General features: G+C 51.3%; 15 protein-coding genes. 12 read left to right on the forward strand and 3 right to left on the reverse strand.

Features of this window, described 5'->3' with window-relative positions; genetic code table 11:
- Positions 1 to 236: 236 nt before the first annotated feature.
- The 11 genes from ACS603_RS10345 to ACS603_RS10395 all read left to right on the forward strand — a co-directional run bounded on the left by ACS603_RS10345 (position 237) and on the right by ACS603_RS10395 (position 13,608).
- Positions 237 to 1,892, forward strand: a complete 1,656-nt coding sequence (locus ACS603_RS10345; RefSeq protein WP_474944187.1) for an S-type pyocin domain-containing protein — start codon at positions 237 to 239, stop codon at positions 1,890 to 1,892.
- A 1-nt stretch (position 1,893) separates the two neighbouring features.
- Positions 1,894 to 2,151, forward strand: a complete 258-nt coding sequence (locus ACS603_RS10350; protein ID WP_474944188.1) for a bacteriocin immunity protein — start codon at positions 1,894 to 1,896, stop codon at positions 2,149 to 2,151.
- Between the two features lie 22 nt (positions 2,152 to 2,173).
- Positions 2,174 to 2,356 (forward strand): CPCC family cysteine-rich protein, encoded by a 183-nt coding sequence (locus ACS603_RS10355; protein ID WP_474944220.1) that lies wholly within the window; start codon positions 2,174 to 2,176, stop codon positions 2,354 to 2,356.
- An 848-nt stretch (positions 2,357 to 3,204) separates the two neighbouring features.
- Entirely contained in the window at positions 3,205 to 4,125 is a 921-nt protein-coding gene (gene tdcA / locus ACS603_RS10360; protein ID WP_182062575.1) for a transcriptional regulator TdcA, read from the forward strand.
- 122 nt (positions 4,126 to 4,247) lie between these two features.
- Entirely contained in the window at positions 4,248 to 5,237 is a 990-nt protein-coding gene (gene tdcB / locus ACS603_RS10365; RefSeq protein WP_182063474.1) for a bifunctional threonine ammonia-lyase/L-serine ammonia-lyase TdcB, read from the forward strand.
- Positions 5,238 to 5,248: 11 nt separating this feature from the next.
- Positions 5,249 to 6,580: a threonine/serine transporter TdcC gene (tdcC, locus tag ACS603_RS10370; RefSeq protein ID WP_182062574.1), complete on the forward strand. Its 1,332-nt coding sequence runs from the start codon at positions 5,249 to 5,251 to the stop codon at positions 6,578 to 6,580.
- 30 nt (positions 6,581 to 6,610) lie between these two features.
- Positions 6,611 to 7,819 carry a propionate kinase gene (gene tdcD, locus ACS603_RS10375; RefSeq protein ID WP_182062573.1) on the forward strand — a complete coding sequence of 403 codons (1,209 nt, stop codon included), beginning with the start codon at positions 6,611 to 6,613 and terminating at the stop codon, positions 7,817 to 7,819.
- Between the two features lie 15 nt (positions 7,820 to 7,834).
- Positions 7,835 to 10,129, forward strand: coding sequence for a formate C-acetyltransferase (gene pflB, locus ACS603_RS10380; protein WP_315686904.1), 2,295 nt, complete (start codon positions 7,835 to 7,837; stop codon positions 10,127 to 10,129).
- Between the two features lie 151 nt (positions 10,130 to 10,280).
- Positions 10,281 to 10,691, forward strand: coding sequence for a Spy/CpxP family protein refolding chaperone (locus ACS603_RS10385; RefSeq protein WP_182062568.1), 411 nt, complete (start codon positions 10,281 to 10,283; stop codon positions 10,689 to 10,691).
- 262 nt (positions 10,692 to 10,953) lie between these two features.
- Positions 10,954 to 12,285: an SLC5/6 family protein gene (locus ACS603_RS10390; RefSeq protein WP_182062567.1), complete on the forward strand. Its 1,332-nt coding sequence runs from the start codon at positions 10,954 to 10,956 to the stop codon at positions 12,283 to 12,285.
- Positions 12,286 to 12,306: 21 nt separating this feature from the next.
- Positions 12,307 to 13,608 (forward strand): L-cysteine desulfidase family protein, encoded by a 1,302-nt coding sequence (locus ACS603_RS10395; RefSeq protein ID WP_474944189.1) that lies wholly within the window; start codon positions 12,307 to 12,309, stop codon positions 13,606 to 13,608.
- A 38-nt stretch (positions 13,609 to 13,646) separates the two neighbouring features.
- Here the strand turns inward: ACS603_RS10395 and ACS603_RS10400 are convergent, their stop codons facing one another.
- Entirely contained in the window at positions 13,647 to 14,348 is a 702-nt protein-coding gene (locus ACS603_RS10400) for a pirin family protein (protein WP_182062565.1), read from the reverse strand.
- Positions 14,349 to 14,453: 105 nt separating this feature from the next.
- On the opposite strand from ACS603_RS10400, the gene ACS603_RS10405 reads away from it, so the two are divergent.
- Positions 14,454 to 15,356, forward strand: coding sequence for a LysR family transcriptional regulator (locus tag ACS603_RS10405; RefSeq protein WP_182062564.1), 903 nt, complete (start codon positions 14,454 to 14,456; stop codon positions 15,354 to 15,356).
- A 39-nt stretch (positions 15,357 to 15,395) separates the two neighbouring features.
- On the opposite strand, the gene ACS603_RS10410 is transcribed toward ACS603_RS10405, so the two are convergent.
- On the reverse strand, positions 15,396 to 15,761 hold the full coding sequence (locus tag ACS603_RS10410; protein WP_182062563.1) for a DUF805 domain-containing protein: 366 nt from the start codon (positions 15,759 to 15,761) through the stop codon (positions 15,396 to 15,398).
- Between the two features lie 108 nt (positions 15,762 to 15,869).
- On the reverse strand, positions 15,870 to 16,856 hold the full coding sequence (locus ACS603_RS10415) for a glutathione S-transferase family protein (RefSeq protein ID WP_182062562.1): 987 nt from the start codon (positions 16,854 to 16,856) through the stop codon (positions 15,870 to 15,872).
- Positions 16,857 to 16,866 lie beyond the last annotated feature (10 nt).

Raw genomic sequence — 16,866 nt, forward strand, 5'->3', positions numbered from 1 at the left:
CAGTGCGGGGTCGGTCCAGCAGCATTTATACCTTTACCTACGTCACCAGGTCAAAGCATTGCCCCTATAGCTAAACCTTTGACACTTCATAAAGTGAATGAAAAAGCAGGAAATATTCACCTTGTAAATTATTCAAAATGCGGTTTTATTTAAAGCGAAAACCCTTTCTTTTTTGTGGTTATTATTTGTACAATGAATGCCGTATGGAGATTAATATACTGTAATTAGAGGGAGTTATGGCTAAGGGATATATCCTTCATATGTACGATCCCACCACTTGTGGCGGTCGTGTGCTGGAAGGAGCACCAAACAGAAGAACCAATGGGACTTCAGTTGCCCGGATGGGTGATCGGGTATCATGTGGTAAAGATGGCAATACCTACCGCATCGTCGGTGGCATTGGATGGATTAAGACGGATGGTCGCCTTGTTGCAGGCAGTCTGGACAGTTTCAGCAGTTGCCCCTGTAATGCAAAAATCATCCCGCAGATAACCGTACAAACCTATGAATCGCACAGTGAATCCGGAAAAATGGCATCGGTAACTGTAACCACACCGCCGACAATCGTTTCCTCACGTTCATCACCAGTGGTTAGCACTGCTGTACTGCTGCCTGTCCCTGTCTTCGCTAAATCCCGCGAGCGTGGCTCAGGGAATACAGATGCAGGGAAACAACAAGAACCTCATACTAATTTTGCAGAGATGGGCCTGTTCCGGGCAGCACCTGCTGCCGATGCTGTAACAGATTCAGATGCGCCACAGCACGCACAGACGGCAAAGAAAAAACCACAAGCCCCGGAAGATATCCCTAAACCGAAGAAGCGCAGCGCTCTTTATAAGTGGCTAAACGGCAATCACGAAGAGTTACAATACCAGGCCGCAGTCGCAGCCGCTGTCAGCGCGACCAGAGCACAGACAGCCACCGCAGGGGCAGGCGTTCTGGAACAAGTTGCCGGGCGATTTGCTACATATGGAACATGGGCGGTACGAGGTGCGGAAATTGCCGCTGGTGGCGTTGGTGCCTCCGTTGCCGGATTCTTAGTAGGCATGATGCCCGGCAAACTCAATGAAGGAGAACAGGACTTCATCGACCGTATGCGGCTTGCACAAATGAGGGAAGCCCCTACGCGTGTTCGCTATTCGTGGGAGAATGACACCAACGGAAATCCCGTACCGCGTGGATATCACACGCCACCGGGTAAAGATATGGTGCGAGTCCGTAAGATGGAATGGGACCGCCGCTATGAGGCGTACACCTTCACCACTGAGGAAGAAAGCCCAGTAACAATCATCTGGACTCCGGACAGTTCGGGAGTTAACACACCATCAAACACAGGCAACCAGACACCGCCACGGCTACCGGGAACCATCCTTGTTAACCCGTTACCGGATGGAACTCAGATCACCAGCACAACAACTCCGGCACCGGATGAGAAAAATTTCGCGGATTATATTCTGATCCTGCCCGTGTCAGACATCCCGCCGATTTATATCTATATTCGCAACAATCCGGGGCAAGTCACAGGCAAAGGCCAGAAGGTTACTGGCACCTGGTTAGCTGATGCGGGACAGGGTAACGGATCACCAATACCGTCTCAGATAGCAGATAAACTGCGTGGTCGTACATTCTCCAACTTTGATGGCTTCAGGGAAGCATTCTGGCAAGAGGTCAGCAAAGACCCTGAACTGTCAAAGCAATTTGATCCACGCAACTTAGCTACGATGAAAAATGGTCGATCCGCCTACGCAAGAAAACCCGATAGCATCGGGCAAAGGGTCAAGTATGAACTTCATCATATTGAAGAAATCAGAAATGGTGGTGCAGTTTATGACGTCGATAATTTAGGTGTCACTACACCAAAGCGGCACATCGAAATTCACCAAGGAAAATAAAATGGCAACGCATAAAGAAATCACTGATTTTACTGAAGCTGAATTCCTGAGTTTTGTTGAAGATATTTGTATGGATACCTATCCCTCAGAAAAGGCTCATATGGCTGCTGTAGCAGAGTTTGAGCGGCTTTCTGAACATCCGTCAGGTTCTGATTTGATATATTACCCAGAAGAAGGGAAAGGTGGTCCGGTCGCGGTTGTTCAAGAAATCAAAGAATGGCGTAAAGCCAATGGAAAACCCGGCTTTCGAGATGAATAAGTCGCAAATTTTTGAGGCCAAGATGTTATGCCCCTGTTGTGAGCAGTTCGAGTTTAGCGGAGAGGGAAGTTTTGAATTATGCCCTGTCTGTGACTGGGAAAATGATTCAGTTCAGAGCGGTGATCCTGATTATGCTGGTGGAGCTAATATCATGAGCTTGAACGAAGCGCGCGAAGCATTCCGGCAAGGTCGAAAGGTAGGGTAACCCTGCTTTGGCGAATTCAATCTGTGAGTTGAACGGTTGGGTTTTGTCCCGGCCTTTCTTTTGCTTGTAAACCAACTTTATCTGCAACACCAACTGAGATACAGTCTGCGACAGAAGGCAACGCCAGCGCCGTAGATACCCGACGAGTTGAATGAACCCGCTTTATCGGTCAGCTTCAACTTCTTAAAGAACCCCCGCTTCGGCGGGGTTTTTGCTTTTAAACGCCGCCCGGCAATGTTTACAAACGATATCAATTCTCAAATTTGCGACACTTAGCACATTTCACTGTTTTTATCGCTTCAGTATCTTACCGCTCGCCGTTAGCGATCGAAATCACAAAATTTCACGCTAAAAAACCTTCACTTTACAGTGTTGTTAAGTTGTAGCGATTGTTGCTTTAATGGGGATTATTCTTTTCTTAATTGGTGTGTATATATTGAAAATGAATACATTTGTCCTGTAAATGTGTGACGTATTCCACTCTTTCCGTTTGTTTCGGCAAATTATTATTGATAATTTTGATAAAGCATAAAAATCGTTTAAATTAATAATGACTACTTATTAGCCTTTAATTGCCTGAAAGATAGTCTTTATTGATATTGGTAAATAGAATGGTTCTGCTCATGTTATCGCCATAAAATTAATTTATTACGCCTGTATTTATTGATCAATATCAGCGTAATTATGTTTTCATAATGATGCAATTAATTGATATATATAGTTTTTAATGGGTTTTGATAGTGTGGGGCAACGGTATGAAAAGGCAAATTGTGAGTAACAGCACATACCCCTCTCAACGATATTGAGTAGAATCCTTCCCCGTCATATGGAAATAAGCGCAGAATATTATGAACACTATTATTCTACCGAAAACACAGCACCTCGTGGTATTTCAGGAAGTCATTAAAAGTGGCTCCATAGGTTCTGCAGCAAGACAACTGGGCCTGACGCAACCCGCTGTCAGCAAAATTATCAACGATATCGAGTCCTACTTCGGTGTTGAAGTGATGGTTCGCAAAAACACCGGCGTAAAACTGACTGCCGCAGGCCAGGTGCTGCTGTCCTACTCTGAGTCGATCACCCGCGAAATGAAAAACATGGTGAGTGAAATTAACAGCCTCAGTTTCAGCACCGTTATGGATGTTTCCTTTGGCTATCCGTCGCTGATTGGTTTCACCTTCCTGTCGGAAATGATCAAAAAATTCAAGGAAGTGTTCCCAAAAGCGCGAGTCTCTATGTATGAAGCGCAGCTCTCCTCTTTCCTGCCAGCCATTCGCGACGGGCGACTCGACTTTGCGATTGGTACCCTGAGTGATGAAATGTTGCTTCAGGATCTGCATGTTGAGCCGTTGTTTGAATCCGAATTTGTGCTGGTGGCCAGCAAATCCCGAACATGCACCGGATCGACTACACTGGCATCGCTCACGGATGAACAGTGGGTGATGCCGCAAACCGATATGGGCTACTACAAAGAACTCCTGACCACCCTGCAAGACAACCACATCAGCATTGAAAACATCGTCCAGACCGATTCCGTCGTCACCATCTACAACCTGGTACTGAATGCCGATTACCTGACGGTGATCCCGCGCGACATGATTGCGCCTTTTGGCTCAGACCAGTTTATTATACTGCCGGTTGAAGATGAATTACCCGTAGCGCGTTATGCCGCGGTGTGGTCTAAAAATTACAGTATTAAAAAATCGGCGTCAGTATTAGTCGAACTGGCAAAACAATATTCTTCACTGAACAGTGAACGACGACGATGATTCATTACTAACGTTAACAACAATACGTTTAACCCTTTTTAAAAACACCCAGAGTTTAACTTGTTAAAACTCTGACACCCTGATCTTGCCTGAAAAAAATGAATTATTATAACGAGGATATTATGCACATTACCTACGATCTCCCGGTGACAATTGAAGATATTCAGGACGCCAGAAAACGACTGGCAGGAAAAATATATAAAACCGGAATGCCGCGCTCAAACTATCTCAGCGAACGTTGTAAAGGTGAGATATTCCTGAAGTTTGAAAATATGCAGCGTACCGGTTCCTTTAAAATTCGCGGTGCATTTAATAAATTAAGTTCGTTGACCGATGCCGAAAAACGTAAAGGTGTGGTGGCATGTTCAGCGGGCAACCACGCGCAGGGCGTCTCTCTTTCCTGCGCGATGCTCGGTATCGACGGCAAAGTGGTGATGCCGATGGGCGCGCCGAAATCCAAAGTCGCAGCAACACGTGACTACTCGGCAGAAGTGGTGCTGCACGGTGAGAACTTCAACGACACCATTGCCAAAGTGAGTGAAATTGTTGAGATGGAAGGGCGTATTTTTATCCCGCCTTATGACGACCCTAAAGTCATTGCCGGACAGGGCACCATTGGTCTGGAAATCCTCGAAGATTTATACGATGTCGATAACGTGATTGTGCCCATTGGCGGCGGTGGTTTAATTGCCGGGATTGCAACAGCCATTAAATCCATTAACCCAACCATTAATATTATTGGCGTACAGTCTGAAAATGTTCACGGTATGGCAGCATCCTATTATGCCGGAGAAATAATGAATCACCGTACCACCGGTACATTAGCCGATGGTTGCGATGTTTCTCGTCCGGGGAATTTAACCTTCGAAATTGTTCGTGAATTAGTTGACGACATTGTACTGGTCAGTGAAGACGATATTCGCAACAGTATGATTGCCCTCATTCAGCGAAATAAAGTGGTCACTGAAGGTGCTGGCGCACTGGCGTGTGCGGCGTTATTAAGCGGCAAGCTTGATCATTATATTCAGGGCCGTAAAACCGTGTGCATTATTTCCGGCGGCAATATCGACCTGTCCCGCGTTTCCCAAATTACCGGCTTTGTTGACGCATAAAAGGATGACCTATGAGCAACACTGAAAGCATTATCGTTGGCCAGACAAAAACGTCCACCTGGCGTAAGTCTGATACCACCTGGACGCTCGGCCTGTTTGGTACCGCCATTGGCGCAGGCGTGCTGTTCTTCCCCATTCGTGCAGGCTTTGGCGGTTTGATTCCCATCCTGCTGATGCTGGTACTCGCCTTCCCGATTGCGTTTTATTGCCACCGCGCGCTGGCGCGTTTGTGCCTGTCCGGTAGCAATGTTTCCGGCAACATCACCGAGACAGTGGAAGAGCATTTTGGTAAAACCGGCGGGGTGGTGATCACCTTCCTCTACTTCTTTGCCATTTGCCCGCTGCTGTGGATTTACGGCGTCACCATTACCAACACATTCATGACCTTCTGGGAAAATCAGCTCCAGTTGCCTGCGCTGAACCGCGGCTTCGTGGCGCTGTTCCTGTTGCTGCTAATGGCCTTTGTTATCTGGTTTGGTAAAGACCTGATGGTGAAGGTCATGAGCTTCCTGGTGTTCCCGTTTATCGCAAGCCTGGTGCTGATTTCCCTGTCGCTGATCCCATACTGGAACTCCGCAGTTATCGACCAGGTCAACCTGAGTGACATTGCCTTTACCGGGCATGACGGTATTCTGGTTACCGTCTGGCTGGGGATTTCCATCATGGTCTTCTCCTTTAACTTCTCACCTATCGTCTCTTCATTCGTGGTGTCGAAACGTGAAGAGTACGAACCGGAGTTCGGCAAAGAGTTCACCGAGCAAAAATGTTCCAAAATCATCGGTCGCGCCAGCCTGTTGATGGTCGCCGTAGTGATGTTCTTCGCCTTTAGCTGCCTGTTTACGCTCTCTCCGGAGAACATGGCGGAAGCCAAAGCGCAGAACATCCCGGTGCTCTCATACCTGGCGAACCACTTTGCGTCGATGTCAGGAACTAAATCTACGTTTGCGACGGTTCTGGAATACGGTGCGTCGATCATTGCGCTGGTCGCTATCTTCAAATCTTTCTTCGGCCACTACCTCGGCACGCTGGAAGGGATGAACGGCCTTGTCCTGAAGTTTGGTTACAAGGGCGATAAGAAGAAAGTTTCGGTGGGCAAACTGAACACCATCAGCATGGTCTTCATCATGGGCTCTACCTGGATTGTGGCCTACGCCAACCCGAACATTCTCGACCTTATCGAAGCTATGGGCGCGCCAATCATCGCCTCTCTGCTGTGTCTGCTGCCAATGTATGCCATCCGCAAGACCCCAGCGCTGGCGAAATACAAAGGCAGAACGGAGAACATTTTTGTCACCGTTGTCGGCCTGCTGACCATTTTGAATATCGTATACAAACTGTTCTAAATCAAAGCTCAGGATGAGCGGAGTCACACCATGATTGAATTTCCGGTAGTACTGGTTATTAACTGCGGATCGTCCTCTGTTAAGTTTTCGGTACTGGACGCCAGCAGCTGCGATGCCCTGGTGACGGGCATTGCAGACGGTATCAATACTGAAAAAGCCTTTATTTCCGTGAATGGGGGTGAGCCAGCCAGACTGGCTCACCATGACTACGAAGGGGCGCTGGCTGCCATCGCCCTGGAGCTGGAAAAACGCAACCTGATGAGCAGTGTGGCCTTAATTGGCCACCGCATTGCTCACGGTGGTGAACTCTTCAGCGAGTCGACCCTTATCACCGAACAGGTTATTGAACAGATTCGCCAGGTTTCCGCGCTAGCGCCCCTGCATAACTACGCCAACTTAAGCGGTGTGGAAGCCGCACAGCAGTTATTCCCCGGCGTGCAGCAGGTGGCGGTGTTTGATACCAGTTTCCACCAGACGCTGCCACCGCAAGCGTATCTGTACGGACTGCCTTATCACTATTTTGAAGAGCTGGGCGTGCGTCGCTACGGTTTCCATGGCACTTCTCACCGCTATGTTTCTGGGCAGGCGCATCAGTTGCTGGCGTTATCAGGAGATGACAGCGGTCTGGTCATCGCTCATCTCGGTAACGGCGCCTCTATCTGCGCGGTGCGTAACGGCGAAAGCGTGGATACCTCCATGGGAATGACGCCGCTGGAAGGACTGGTGATGGGCACGCGCTGCGGGGATGTCGATTTTGGCGCGATGGCGTGGATTGGCCAGCAAACGGGGCAATCTTTTGAGGATCTGGAGCGCGTTGTGAATAAGGAGTCCGGCCTGCTGGGGATCTCCGGGTTGTCGTCCGATTTGCGCACCCTGGAAAAGGCCTGGCATAACGGGCATCAGCGGGCACAGCTGGCGATAAACACCTTTGTCCATCGCATTGCGCGGCATATCGCCGGCCACGCGGCATCACTGCATCGTCTGGATGGCGTGGTCTTTACCGGAGGCATTGGCGAGAACTCAATCCTCATTCGCGCCCTGGTGGCAGAGCACCTGAAGGTTTTTGGCATCATCCTGGATGAAGCCAAAAACGCGCTACCGGGCAGTGCGGGTGAGCGCGTTATTTCCACTGATTTATCCCGCGTGGCCTGCGCGGTGATCCCAACTAATGAAGAAAAAATGATCGCGCTGGACGCCCTCCGTCTTGGAAAGGTGACCCCGGCTGCGGCTTACGCCTGATAAAGCGAGAATGTCATGAAAGTAACAATCGATACGAGCGTTGCACCCTACAGTGATGCATGGGCCGGGTTTCGCGGTGAAGAATGGAAAGACGCCGTTAACGTGCGCGATTTTATTCAGCATAACTACACCCCTTATGAAGGCGATGAAGCTTTCCTCGCGCAGGCGACGCCTGCAACGACGGCGCTGTGGCAGAAGGTGATGGTCGGTATTCGCCAGGAGAATACCACCCATGCCCCGGTGGATTTCGACACCAATATCGCTACCACCATTACCGCCCACGGGCCGGGCTACATCGACGAAGATCTGGAGACGATCGTCGGCCTGCAAACCGATAAACCGCTCAAGCGCGCGCTGCATCCGTATGGCGGGATCAACATGATCCGCAGCTCTTTTGAAGCCTACGGGCGCGAGATGGATCCGCAGTTTGAATATCTGTTTACCGACCTGCGTAAAACCCATAATCAGGGCGTATTTGATGTCTACTCACCGGAGATGATGCGCTGTCGTAAATCGGGGGTGCTGACGGGCCTACCGGACGGTTACGGACGTGGGCGCATCATTGGGGACTATCGTCGCGTGGCGTTGTATGGCATTAGCTATCTGGTGCGTGAGCGTGAACTCCAGTTCGCGGATCTTCAGTCAAAACTGGAGCGCGGTGAAGATCTGGAAGCCACGATCCGCCTGCGTGAAGAGTTGGCTGAACATAAGCGCGCATTGCTGCAAATTCAGCAGATGGCGTCGAACTATGGCTTTGATATTTCTCGTCCGGCGATGAATGCGCAGGAAGCGGTGCAGTGGGTCTATTTTGCCTATCTGGCGGCGGTGAAATCGCAGAACGGCGGGGCGATGTCGCTCGGGCGTACGGCCAGCTTCCTCGATATCTATATTGAACGCGATATGCACGCCGGAAGGATAAATGAGGTGCAGGCGCAGGAGTTGATTGACCACTTCATCATGAAGATCCGCATGGTACGCTTCCTGCGCACCCCGGAATTCGACACTCTCTTCTCAGGCGATCCTATCTGGGCTACAGAAGTGATCGGCGGTATGGGGCTGGATGGCCGCACGCTGGTAACCAAAAACAGCTTCCGTTATTTGCACACGCTGCACACCATGGGGCCTGCACCAGAGCCAAACCTGACCATTCTCTGGTCGGAACAACTTCCGATTGCTTTCAAAAAATACGCCGCGCAGGTGTCGATTGTTACCTCATCACTTCAGTATGAGAATGACGACCTGATGCGTGCCGATTTCAACAGCGATGACTACGCCATTGCCTGCTGCGTTAGCCCGATGGTAATTGGCAAGCAGATGCAGTTCTTTGGCGCGCGTGCCAACCTTGCTAAAACGCTGCTGTACGCAATCAACGGCGGGGTGGATGAGAAGCTGAAAATCCAGGTCGGACCGAAAACCGAACCACTGCTGGATGATGTGCTGGAATACGACACCGTTATGGCGAGCCTGGATCACTTTATGGACTGGCTGGCGGTGCAGTACATCAGCGCACTGAATCTTATTCACTACATGCATGATAAGTACAGCTATGAAGCCTCGCTGATGGCGCTGCATGACCGGGATGTACATCGCACGATGGCATGTGGGATCGCGGGGTTGTCGGTCGCGGCTGATTCCTTGTCGGCCATTAAATACGCCACGGTGAAACCGGTGCGTGACCACACCGGCCTGGCGGTCGACTTCGTAATAGAAGGCGATTACCCGCAGTACGGCAACAATGATGACCGTGTGGACAGCATTGCCTGCGACCTGGTTGAACGTTTTATGAAGAAAATTCAGGCGTTGCCAACCTACCGCAACGCGGTGCCGACCCAGTCTATTCTGACCATTACCTCTAACGTGGTTTACGGCCAGAAGACCGGTAACACACCGGACGGACGCCGCGGCGGCACGCCGTTCGCCCCGGGGGCAAACCCGATGCACGGGCGCGACCGGAAAGGGGCTGTGGCATCATTAACCTCAGTGGCGAAGCTGCCGTTTACTTACGCGAAAGATGGCATCTCCTATACTTTCTCGATTGTGCCGCAGGCACTGGGTAAAGATGAAATGGTGCGCAAAACCAACCTGGTAGGGTTACTGGACGGGTATTTCCATCACGAAGCGGCCATCGAAGGCGGGCAGCATCTGAACGTCAACGTCATGAACCGGGAAATGCTGATGGATGCTATCGAACATCCAGAGAATTATCCGAACCTGACGATCCGCGTTTCAGGCTATGCGGTGCGTTTTAATGCGCTGACGCGTGAGCAGCAGCAGGATGTGATTTCAAGGACGTTTACGCAAGCGATCTGATATAAGCCAGCAACCATGCCCCCTTCCAGCAGGGGGCTTTTTTTGTCCGCTTAACATACAAAATTGTTTATATAATTATTCACACATATTCATCCGCTCTTGAAAAACAATGCACCTGTTTTCCACGTAAACAGTATTTAAGGACAGTAAGATGATGAAAATGACCCGTATTGCTTTGGTTGCTGCGTCGCTGGCAGTGTGCAGTTTTACGGCACAGGCGGCCAATGTTGAAGCCGCGCCGTCGCCTTCGCAGGATCCGCTGGTACAGCACCTGAAGCTCAGTAACGAGCAGGTGAAGAAGATTGAATCGCTGCATCAGGCGCTGGAACAAAACGTCGCTAAAATCCCAATGACGGGCGTGAAAGATGGCGCGTTAATCGACATGTTCCAGGCCGGAAAATGGAATGAAAGCACGGTGAAAAGCCAGTTGGCGGCTTTCAGCAAAATTGAAGAACAGACCCGCTACTACCGCGTGAAATACTACTTCGACGTAAGCCAGGTGCTGACGCCTGAACAGCGTAAGCAGATTCGAACCGATATGGCGAATGCGCTGGCTGAATGATTTCTGACCCGCGCCTGGCGCGGGTTTTTTATTTCTTGATCCCCATCACTTTTAGAAAAATCACGCTTAATTTCTATATATCGAAGTAATTTTTCCTCCCATTACGTAAAAGCCACATAAAACTTGTGACTTTTTTCTCCCTCTCTCCAGGTATGATCTTTTCACTCTAATAACAAGCACCTGCAAACGTCTGGCTCATTATCGCTGGTGGGCAGAACCTTATAAAAACAACTGTTTACCCTACAAAATAAGCGAGTGCCTTATGGATACGGCAACAAATAGCAGTGTGATTGTGAACGACTCTCCCGCGGCAAGGCGGGCAGGGATGAGTGAAAGCGAATGGTGCGAGGCCATTAAATTCGACAGCACCGACACGGGCTGGGTCATTATGAGTATCGGGATGGCCATCGGCGCGGGGATCGTTTTTCTCCCGGTGCAGGTGGGGTTAATGGGGCTGTGGGTCTTTTTGCTCTCGTCGATTATTGGTTATCCGGCCATGTATCTGTTCCAGCGCCTGTTTATTAATACGCTGGCGGAATCCCCGGAGTGCAAAGATTACCCGAGCGTGATTAGCGGTTATCTGGGGAAAAACTGGGGGATTTTATTAGGGGCACTTTATTTTGTGATGCTGGTGATTTGGATGTTTGTCTATTCCACCGCCATCACTAACGACAGCGCTTCGTATCTGCACACCTTCGGCATCACCGACGGTTTGCTTTCAGAAAACCCGTTCTACGGTTTATTTTTGATTTGTATTTTGGTGGCTATTTCATCTCGTGGTGAAAAGTTGTTGTTCAAAGTTTCCAGCCTGATGGTGCTCACCAAGCTATTTGTGGTTGCCGCTCTGGGGCTGTCGATGATTGGCCTCTGGCATTTAGCCAACGTCGGTATGCTGCCACCGATGGGGTTGCTGATCAAAAACGCCATTATTACGCTGCCTTTCACCTTAACGTCGATTCTGTTTATCCAGACCTTAAGCCCGATGGTTATCTCTTATCGTTCCCGGGAAAAATCGGTTGAAGTGGCGCGACACAAAGCGCTACGAGCGATGAATATTGCCTTTGGCGTGCTGTTTGTGACGGTTTTCTTCTATGCCGTCTCCTTCACGCTGGCGATGGGTCACGATGAGGCGGTAAAAGCCTATGAGCAAAATATTTCGGCTCTGGCGATCGCTGCACAGTTTATTAGCGGCGACGGTGCGGGCTGGGTCAAAATCGTCAGCGTGATCCTGAATATTTTCGCCGTTATGACTGCCTTCTTCGGCGTTTATCTCGGCTTTCGCGAAGCCACGCAGGGCATTGTGATGAATATCCTGCGCCGCAGAATGCCGGCAGAGAATATCAATGAACGTACCGTTCAGCGTGGGATCATGCTGTTCGCCATCCTGCTCGCCTGGAGCGCCATTGTCTTAAACGCACCGGTCCTGAGCTTCACTTCTATTTGTAGCCCTATCTTTGGAATGGTTGGCTGCCTGATCCCAGCGTGGCTGGTCTACAAAGTCCCCGCGCTACATAAATATAAAGGCGTATCTCTGGTGATTATTGTCATCACCGGGCTGCTGCTTTGTGTTTCTCCTTTCCTCGCGTTCTCCTGAGGAGCAATAAAGGTCGTAACGATGTCTGAGCAAATCAACCCTTTATGGAACCATTTTATTCGTGCCGTGCAGGAAGAAGTTAAACCTGCGCTGGGGTGTACAGAGCCTGTCTCACTGGCGCTGGCCTGTGCCATTGCCGCGGAACAACTTCCCGGTGAGGTCACGCAGATAGATGCGTGGGTGTCGCCAAACCTGATGAAAAACGGGCTTGGCGTTACGGTACCGGGAACAGGCATGGTCGGGCTACCCATTGCCGCAGCACTGGGCGCTATTGGCGGTAACGCGCAGGCCGGGCTGGAGGTGTTGAAAGATGCCTCAGGCGACGCGTTGGCAAAGGCAAAAGCACTTCTGCAAGCCGGACGGGTACAGGTGAAGCTGCAAGAACCTTGCGATGAGATCCTTTATTCCCGCGCCTGCGTTCAAGCTGGCAACACATCTGCAATGGTCACCATTGCCGGTGGGCATACCCGCGTCGTGGAGATCGTTTGTCAGGGTGAAACGCGCTTTGTCCTTAACGAGCAGCCCGATGAGATGGGCGGCGATCCGCTGGCGGTGTTTTCACACACCACGCTGTCGCAGATCGTCGAATTTGTGAAGCAGGTACCGTTCGATGCGATCCGCTTTATCCTGGAAGCGGCACGTCTGAACGATGCGCTCTCTCGCGAAGGGCTAAGCGGAAAGTGGGGGCTGCACATTGGTGCCACTCTGCATAAACAGCGCGCGCGTGGATGGATGGCGCAGGATATAGGTTCAGACATTATTATCCGCACCAGTGCGGCCTCTGATGCCAGAATGGGTGGCGCAACGTTACCAGCTATGAGTAACTCCGGCTCGGGCAATCAGGGGATCACCGCGACTATGCCGGTTGTGGTGGTGGCTGAGTATGTTCAGGCTGATGATGAACGTCTTGCCCGGGCATTGATGTTGTCGCATCTGGCGGCCATCTATATCCATTACCAGCTTCCGCGCTTGTCGGCGCTGTGCGCTGCAACAACGGCGGCCATGGGCGCGGCGGCAGGAATGGCGTGGCTGATGGACGGGCGTTACCAGACGATTGCGATGGCCATCAGCAGCATGATCGGTGATGTCAGCGGGATTATCTGTGACGGAGCGTCTAACAGCTGCGCGATGAAGGTATCAACCAGCGTCGGGAGCGCCTGGAAGGCGGTGATGATGGCGCTGGATGATTCAGCTGTGACAGGCAATGAAGGGATTGTCGCGCACGATGTTGAGCAGTCTATCGCTAATCTGTGCTCACTGGCGTGCCGCTCGATGCAGGCAACAGACCGGCAGATCATTGAGATAATGGCGAGTAAGGTGTAGGTGTTTCCCCTCTCCTCCAGGAGGAGAGGGTTTTTACGTTATACCGGCAAATCAATCAACAGCGCGCGCAGCGGCGTATCGGCCACCAGCGTAATATTCGCTTCATCACGAATAAACGCCCCGTCACCGCAGGTGAGCGCTTCTTTTTCTTCCGTGTGCGTCACTGCATGTACCGTGCCATGAATCGACTGTAAATAGGCGCGCGGGCCGTGGAGCTGGAAACTCACCTGCTCACCTTTTTTCAGTTCGATATGGTGCAGCCACACTTGCTGGCGCAGTTGCAGGCTGCCGTTGCTGCCATCAGGCGATGCAAGCAGCTGCTGTTTATCGCCCTTCAGATCTATCTTCTGTAGTAGCGGATTTTCCCGCTCAGGGCAGGCATCCAGCCACAGCTGCATTCGGGTCAGCGTCTTTTCTTTGCTGAGATTATGCTCGCTGTAGCTAATGCCGGGTTGCGTTGAAATCAGCAACGCTTCGCCAGCCTTCGCCTGGACATGATTGCCCTCGCTGTCGCGGTATTCTGCTTCGCCTTCCAGGATCAGGTTCAGGATATCGACTTTCGGATACGTGCGCGGCTGGAAGGACGCGCCTGGGGCGAGCACTTCCTGGTTCAATACGCGCAGTGATGCGTAACCGAGGAGTTTTGGGTCAAAGTAGTGTCCAAAGGAAAAGGTGTAGCGGGCCTGGAGCCAACCGAAATCAGCTTGTCCGCATTGTTTAGCTGTTCTTGTCGTAATCATAAAACTTGACCTCTCTTTACACTAAAACAATGGTAAAGGTATGGACGCTTCATTGTTAGCCAGATATTCTGCCTGGTATGTTCAAATTTCCTGAATGAGAACGAAATGGCAAAAGAAAGAGCATTGACGCTTGAGGCGCTTCGCGTCATGGACGCGATTGACAGGCGTGGCAGCTTTGCCGCTGCGGCAGATGAACTGGGGCGCGTTCCGTCTGCGCTGAGCTACACCATGCAGAAGCTGGAAGAAGAGCTGGATGTGGTGTTATTCGATCGTTCCGGTCATAGAACAAAATTCACCAACGTTGGCCGGATGCTGCTGGAGCGTGGCCGTGTGCTGCTGGAAGCGGCCGATAAACTAACCACCGACGCCGAAGCGCTGGCGCGTGGCTGGGAAACGCATCTGACGCTGGTAACTGAAGCACTCGTGCCTACTGAGGCGCTGTTCCCGTTGGTGGACCGCCTGGCGGATAAAGCCAACACCCAGCTGTCGATCATTACCGAAGTGCTGGCGGGGGCATGGGAGCGTCTGGAAACGGGCAGGGCGGACATCGTGATTGCACCGGATATGCACTTCCGTTCATCGTCTGAAATCAACTCCCGTAAGCTTTACAGTGTGATGAACGTCTACGTCGCCGCACCGAATCATCCGATCCACCAGGAGCCTGAGCCGCTGTCTGAAGTGACACGCGTGAAATATCGCGGTGTGGCGGTAGCAGATACCGCGCGTGAGCGCCCGGTATTAACGGTACAGCTGCTGGATAAGCAGCCGCGTCTGACGGTGACATCGCTGGAAGATAAGCGCCAGGCGCTGCTGGCTGGCCTCGGGATGGCGACCATGCCTTATCCCTTCGTCGAAAAAGATATCGCCGAAGGACGGCTGCGCGTGGTGAGTCCGGAGTACACCAGTGAGGTCGATATTATTATGGCGTGGCGCCGTGACAGCATGGGAGAAGCGAAGTCGTGGTGTTTGCGAGAAATACCGAAGCTGTTTGCCCACTACAATAAATAGGTTCGTAGGCCCGGTAAGCAAAAGCTACCGGGCAACGAATCAGGCGTTGAGTTTAGGATCGGCACCAAAGCGGTTTTCACCCGGCGTGCCGCTCTGACAGTTAAAGACCAGAATCACCAGCCAGCCGATAATCGGGATCAACAGCAGCAGTAGCCACCAGGCCGAACGGTCGGTGTCATGCAGCCGGCGGAACAGCACGGCCCATGATGGCAGCAGAACCAACAGGCCATAAATTGTAGTGAGAACACCTTCACCGCCAGCCCGTTCCCAGCCGAGAATTTTATCGACAATGCCCAGCACCATGATCAGGACGAAGTTCACCAGAACGAACATCCAGTACTCTTTGCGGCGGGCACGGCCACCAAATCCAATGTAGTTGCGCAGTACTTTTAAATACCAGTCCATTTTTTCCTTGCCTCAATGATCAGTCAATCACTTGTTTTCTAAGCAATCAAAGTAAGGATAGATGGATATTGTGAATTAAAAAAGGGCATCTATTGATGCCCTAAATATTTATCCAAATCGAACGTCGCGCCCGTGCGGCTCATCCAGATCCTGCCATGGCCCAATAGAAATAATGCCCGTTGGGTTGATGGTTTTATGGCTGCGGTAGTAGTGGGTGCGGATATGGCCAAAATCGACCGTTTCAGCAATGCCCGGTATCTGGTAGATGTCACGCAGGAACCCGTACAGGTTCAGATAGTCGCTGATACGATGTTTATCGCACTTAAAGTGGGTAACGTAGACCGGATCAAAACGTACCAGCGTAGTCCACAGACGGATGTCCGCTTCCGTCAGGCGATCACCCGTCAGGTAGCGATGCTGACCGAGGATCTGCTCCAGGCGCTCCAGCGATGTAAAGACGTTCGCGACCGCTTCGTCATAGGCTTCCTGGCTGGTGGCAAAACCGGCTTTGTAGACACCGTTGTTCACGTTGTCGTAGATCCAGCTGTTCAGCTCATCAATTTTATCGCGCAGCTCAACCGGATAGTAATCACCGGCGCGGGCGCCGTGCGCATCAAATGCGGTGTTGAACATGCGGATGATTTCAGCCGATTCATTACTGACGATCGTCTGGTTTTTCTTGTCCCAGAGCACCGGTACGGTGACGCGGCCGGTATAGTGCGGATCTGCGCGCAGATAGAGCTGGTACAGAAAATCGTGATGGTAAAGGTCGTCACCCGTTGCGGCAGGAAAATCACTGTCGAATGTCCAGCCGTTTTCCAGCATCAGCGGATTAACAACTGAGACAGGCAGTAATGATTCCAGACCTTTGAGTTTACGCACCATCAGCGTGCGGTGTGCCCACGGGCAGGCGAGTGAAACGTAGAGATGATAACGGTCTTTTTCGGCTGCAAAACCACCTTCACCGCTGGGGCCTGGCGCGCCATCGGCGGTAAGCCAGTTACGGAAGGCCGAAACAGAGCGCTTGAAGCGTCCTCCGGTGGATTTAGTGTCATACCAGACATCCTGCCAGACGCCGTCTACGAGTTGTCCCATTTTTTCCTCC

The sequence above is a fragment of the Enterobacter sp. Li2LvB3 genome (assembly GCF_056156645.1).

Excerpts from the sequence above, each read along its gene's own strand:
- ACS603_RS10345 (WP_474944187.1), top strand. The coding sequence starts at position 237 with ATGGCTAAGGGATATATCCTTCATATGTACGATCCCACCACTTGTGGC.
- ACS603_RS10350 (WP_474944188.1), top strand. The coding sequence starts at position 1,894 with ATGGCAACGCATAAAGAAATCACTGATTTTACTGAAGCTGAATTCCTG.
- ACS603_RS10355 (WP_474944220.1), top strand. The coding sequence starts at position 2,174 with ATGTTATGCCCCTGTTGTGAGCAGTTCGAGTTTAGCGGAGAGGGAAGT.
- tdcA (WP_182062575.1), top strand. The coding sequence starts at position 3,205 with ATGAACACTATTATTCTACCGAAAACACAGCACCTCGTGGTATTTCAG.
- tdcB (WP_182063474.1), top strand. The coding sequence starts at position 4,248 with ATGCACATTACCTACGATCTCCCGGTGACAATTGAAGATATTCAGGAC.
- tdcC (WP_182062574.1), top strand. The coding sequence starts at position 5,249 with ATGAGCAACACTGAAAGCATTATCGTTGGCCAGACAAAAACGTCCACC.
- tdcD (WP_182062573.1), top strand. The coding sequence starts at position 6,611 with ATGATTGAATTTCCGGTAGTACTGGTTATTAACTGCGGATCGTCCTCT.
- pflB (WP_315686904.1), top strand. The coding sequence starts at position 7,835 with ATGAAAGTAACAATCGATACGAGCGTTGCACCCTACAGTGATGCATGG.
- ACS603_RS10385 (WP_182062568.1), top strand. The coding sequence starts at position 10,281 with ATGATGAAAATGACCCGTATTGCTTTGGTTGCTGCGTCGCTGGCAGTG.
- ACS603_RS10390 (WP_182062567.1), top strand. The coding sequence starts at position 10,954 with ATGGATACGGCAACAAATAGCAGTGTGATTGTGAACGACTCTCCCGCG.
- ACS603_RS10395 (WP_474944189.1), top strand. The coding sequence starts at position 12,307 with ATGTCTGAGCAAATCAACCCTTTATGGAACCATTTTATTCGTGCCGTG.
- ACS603_RS10400 (WP_182062565.1), bottom strand. The coding sequence starts at position 14,348 with ATGATTACGACAAGAACAGCTAAACAATGCGGACAAGCTGATTTCGGT.
- ACS603_RS10405 (WP_182062564.1), top strand. The coding sequence starts at position 14,454 with ATGGCAAAAGAAAGAGCATTGACGCTTGAGGCGCTTCGCGTCATGGAC.
- ACS603_RS10410 (WP_182062563.1), bottom strand. The coding sequence starts at position 15,761 with ATGGACTGGTATTTAAAAGTACTGCGCAACTACATTGGATTTGGTGGC.
- ACS603_RS10415 (WP_182062562.1), bottom strand. The coding sequence starts at position 16,856 with ATGGGACAACTCGTAGACGGCGTCTGGCAGGATGTCTGGTATGACACT.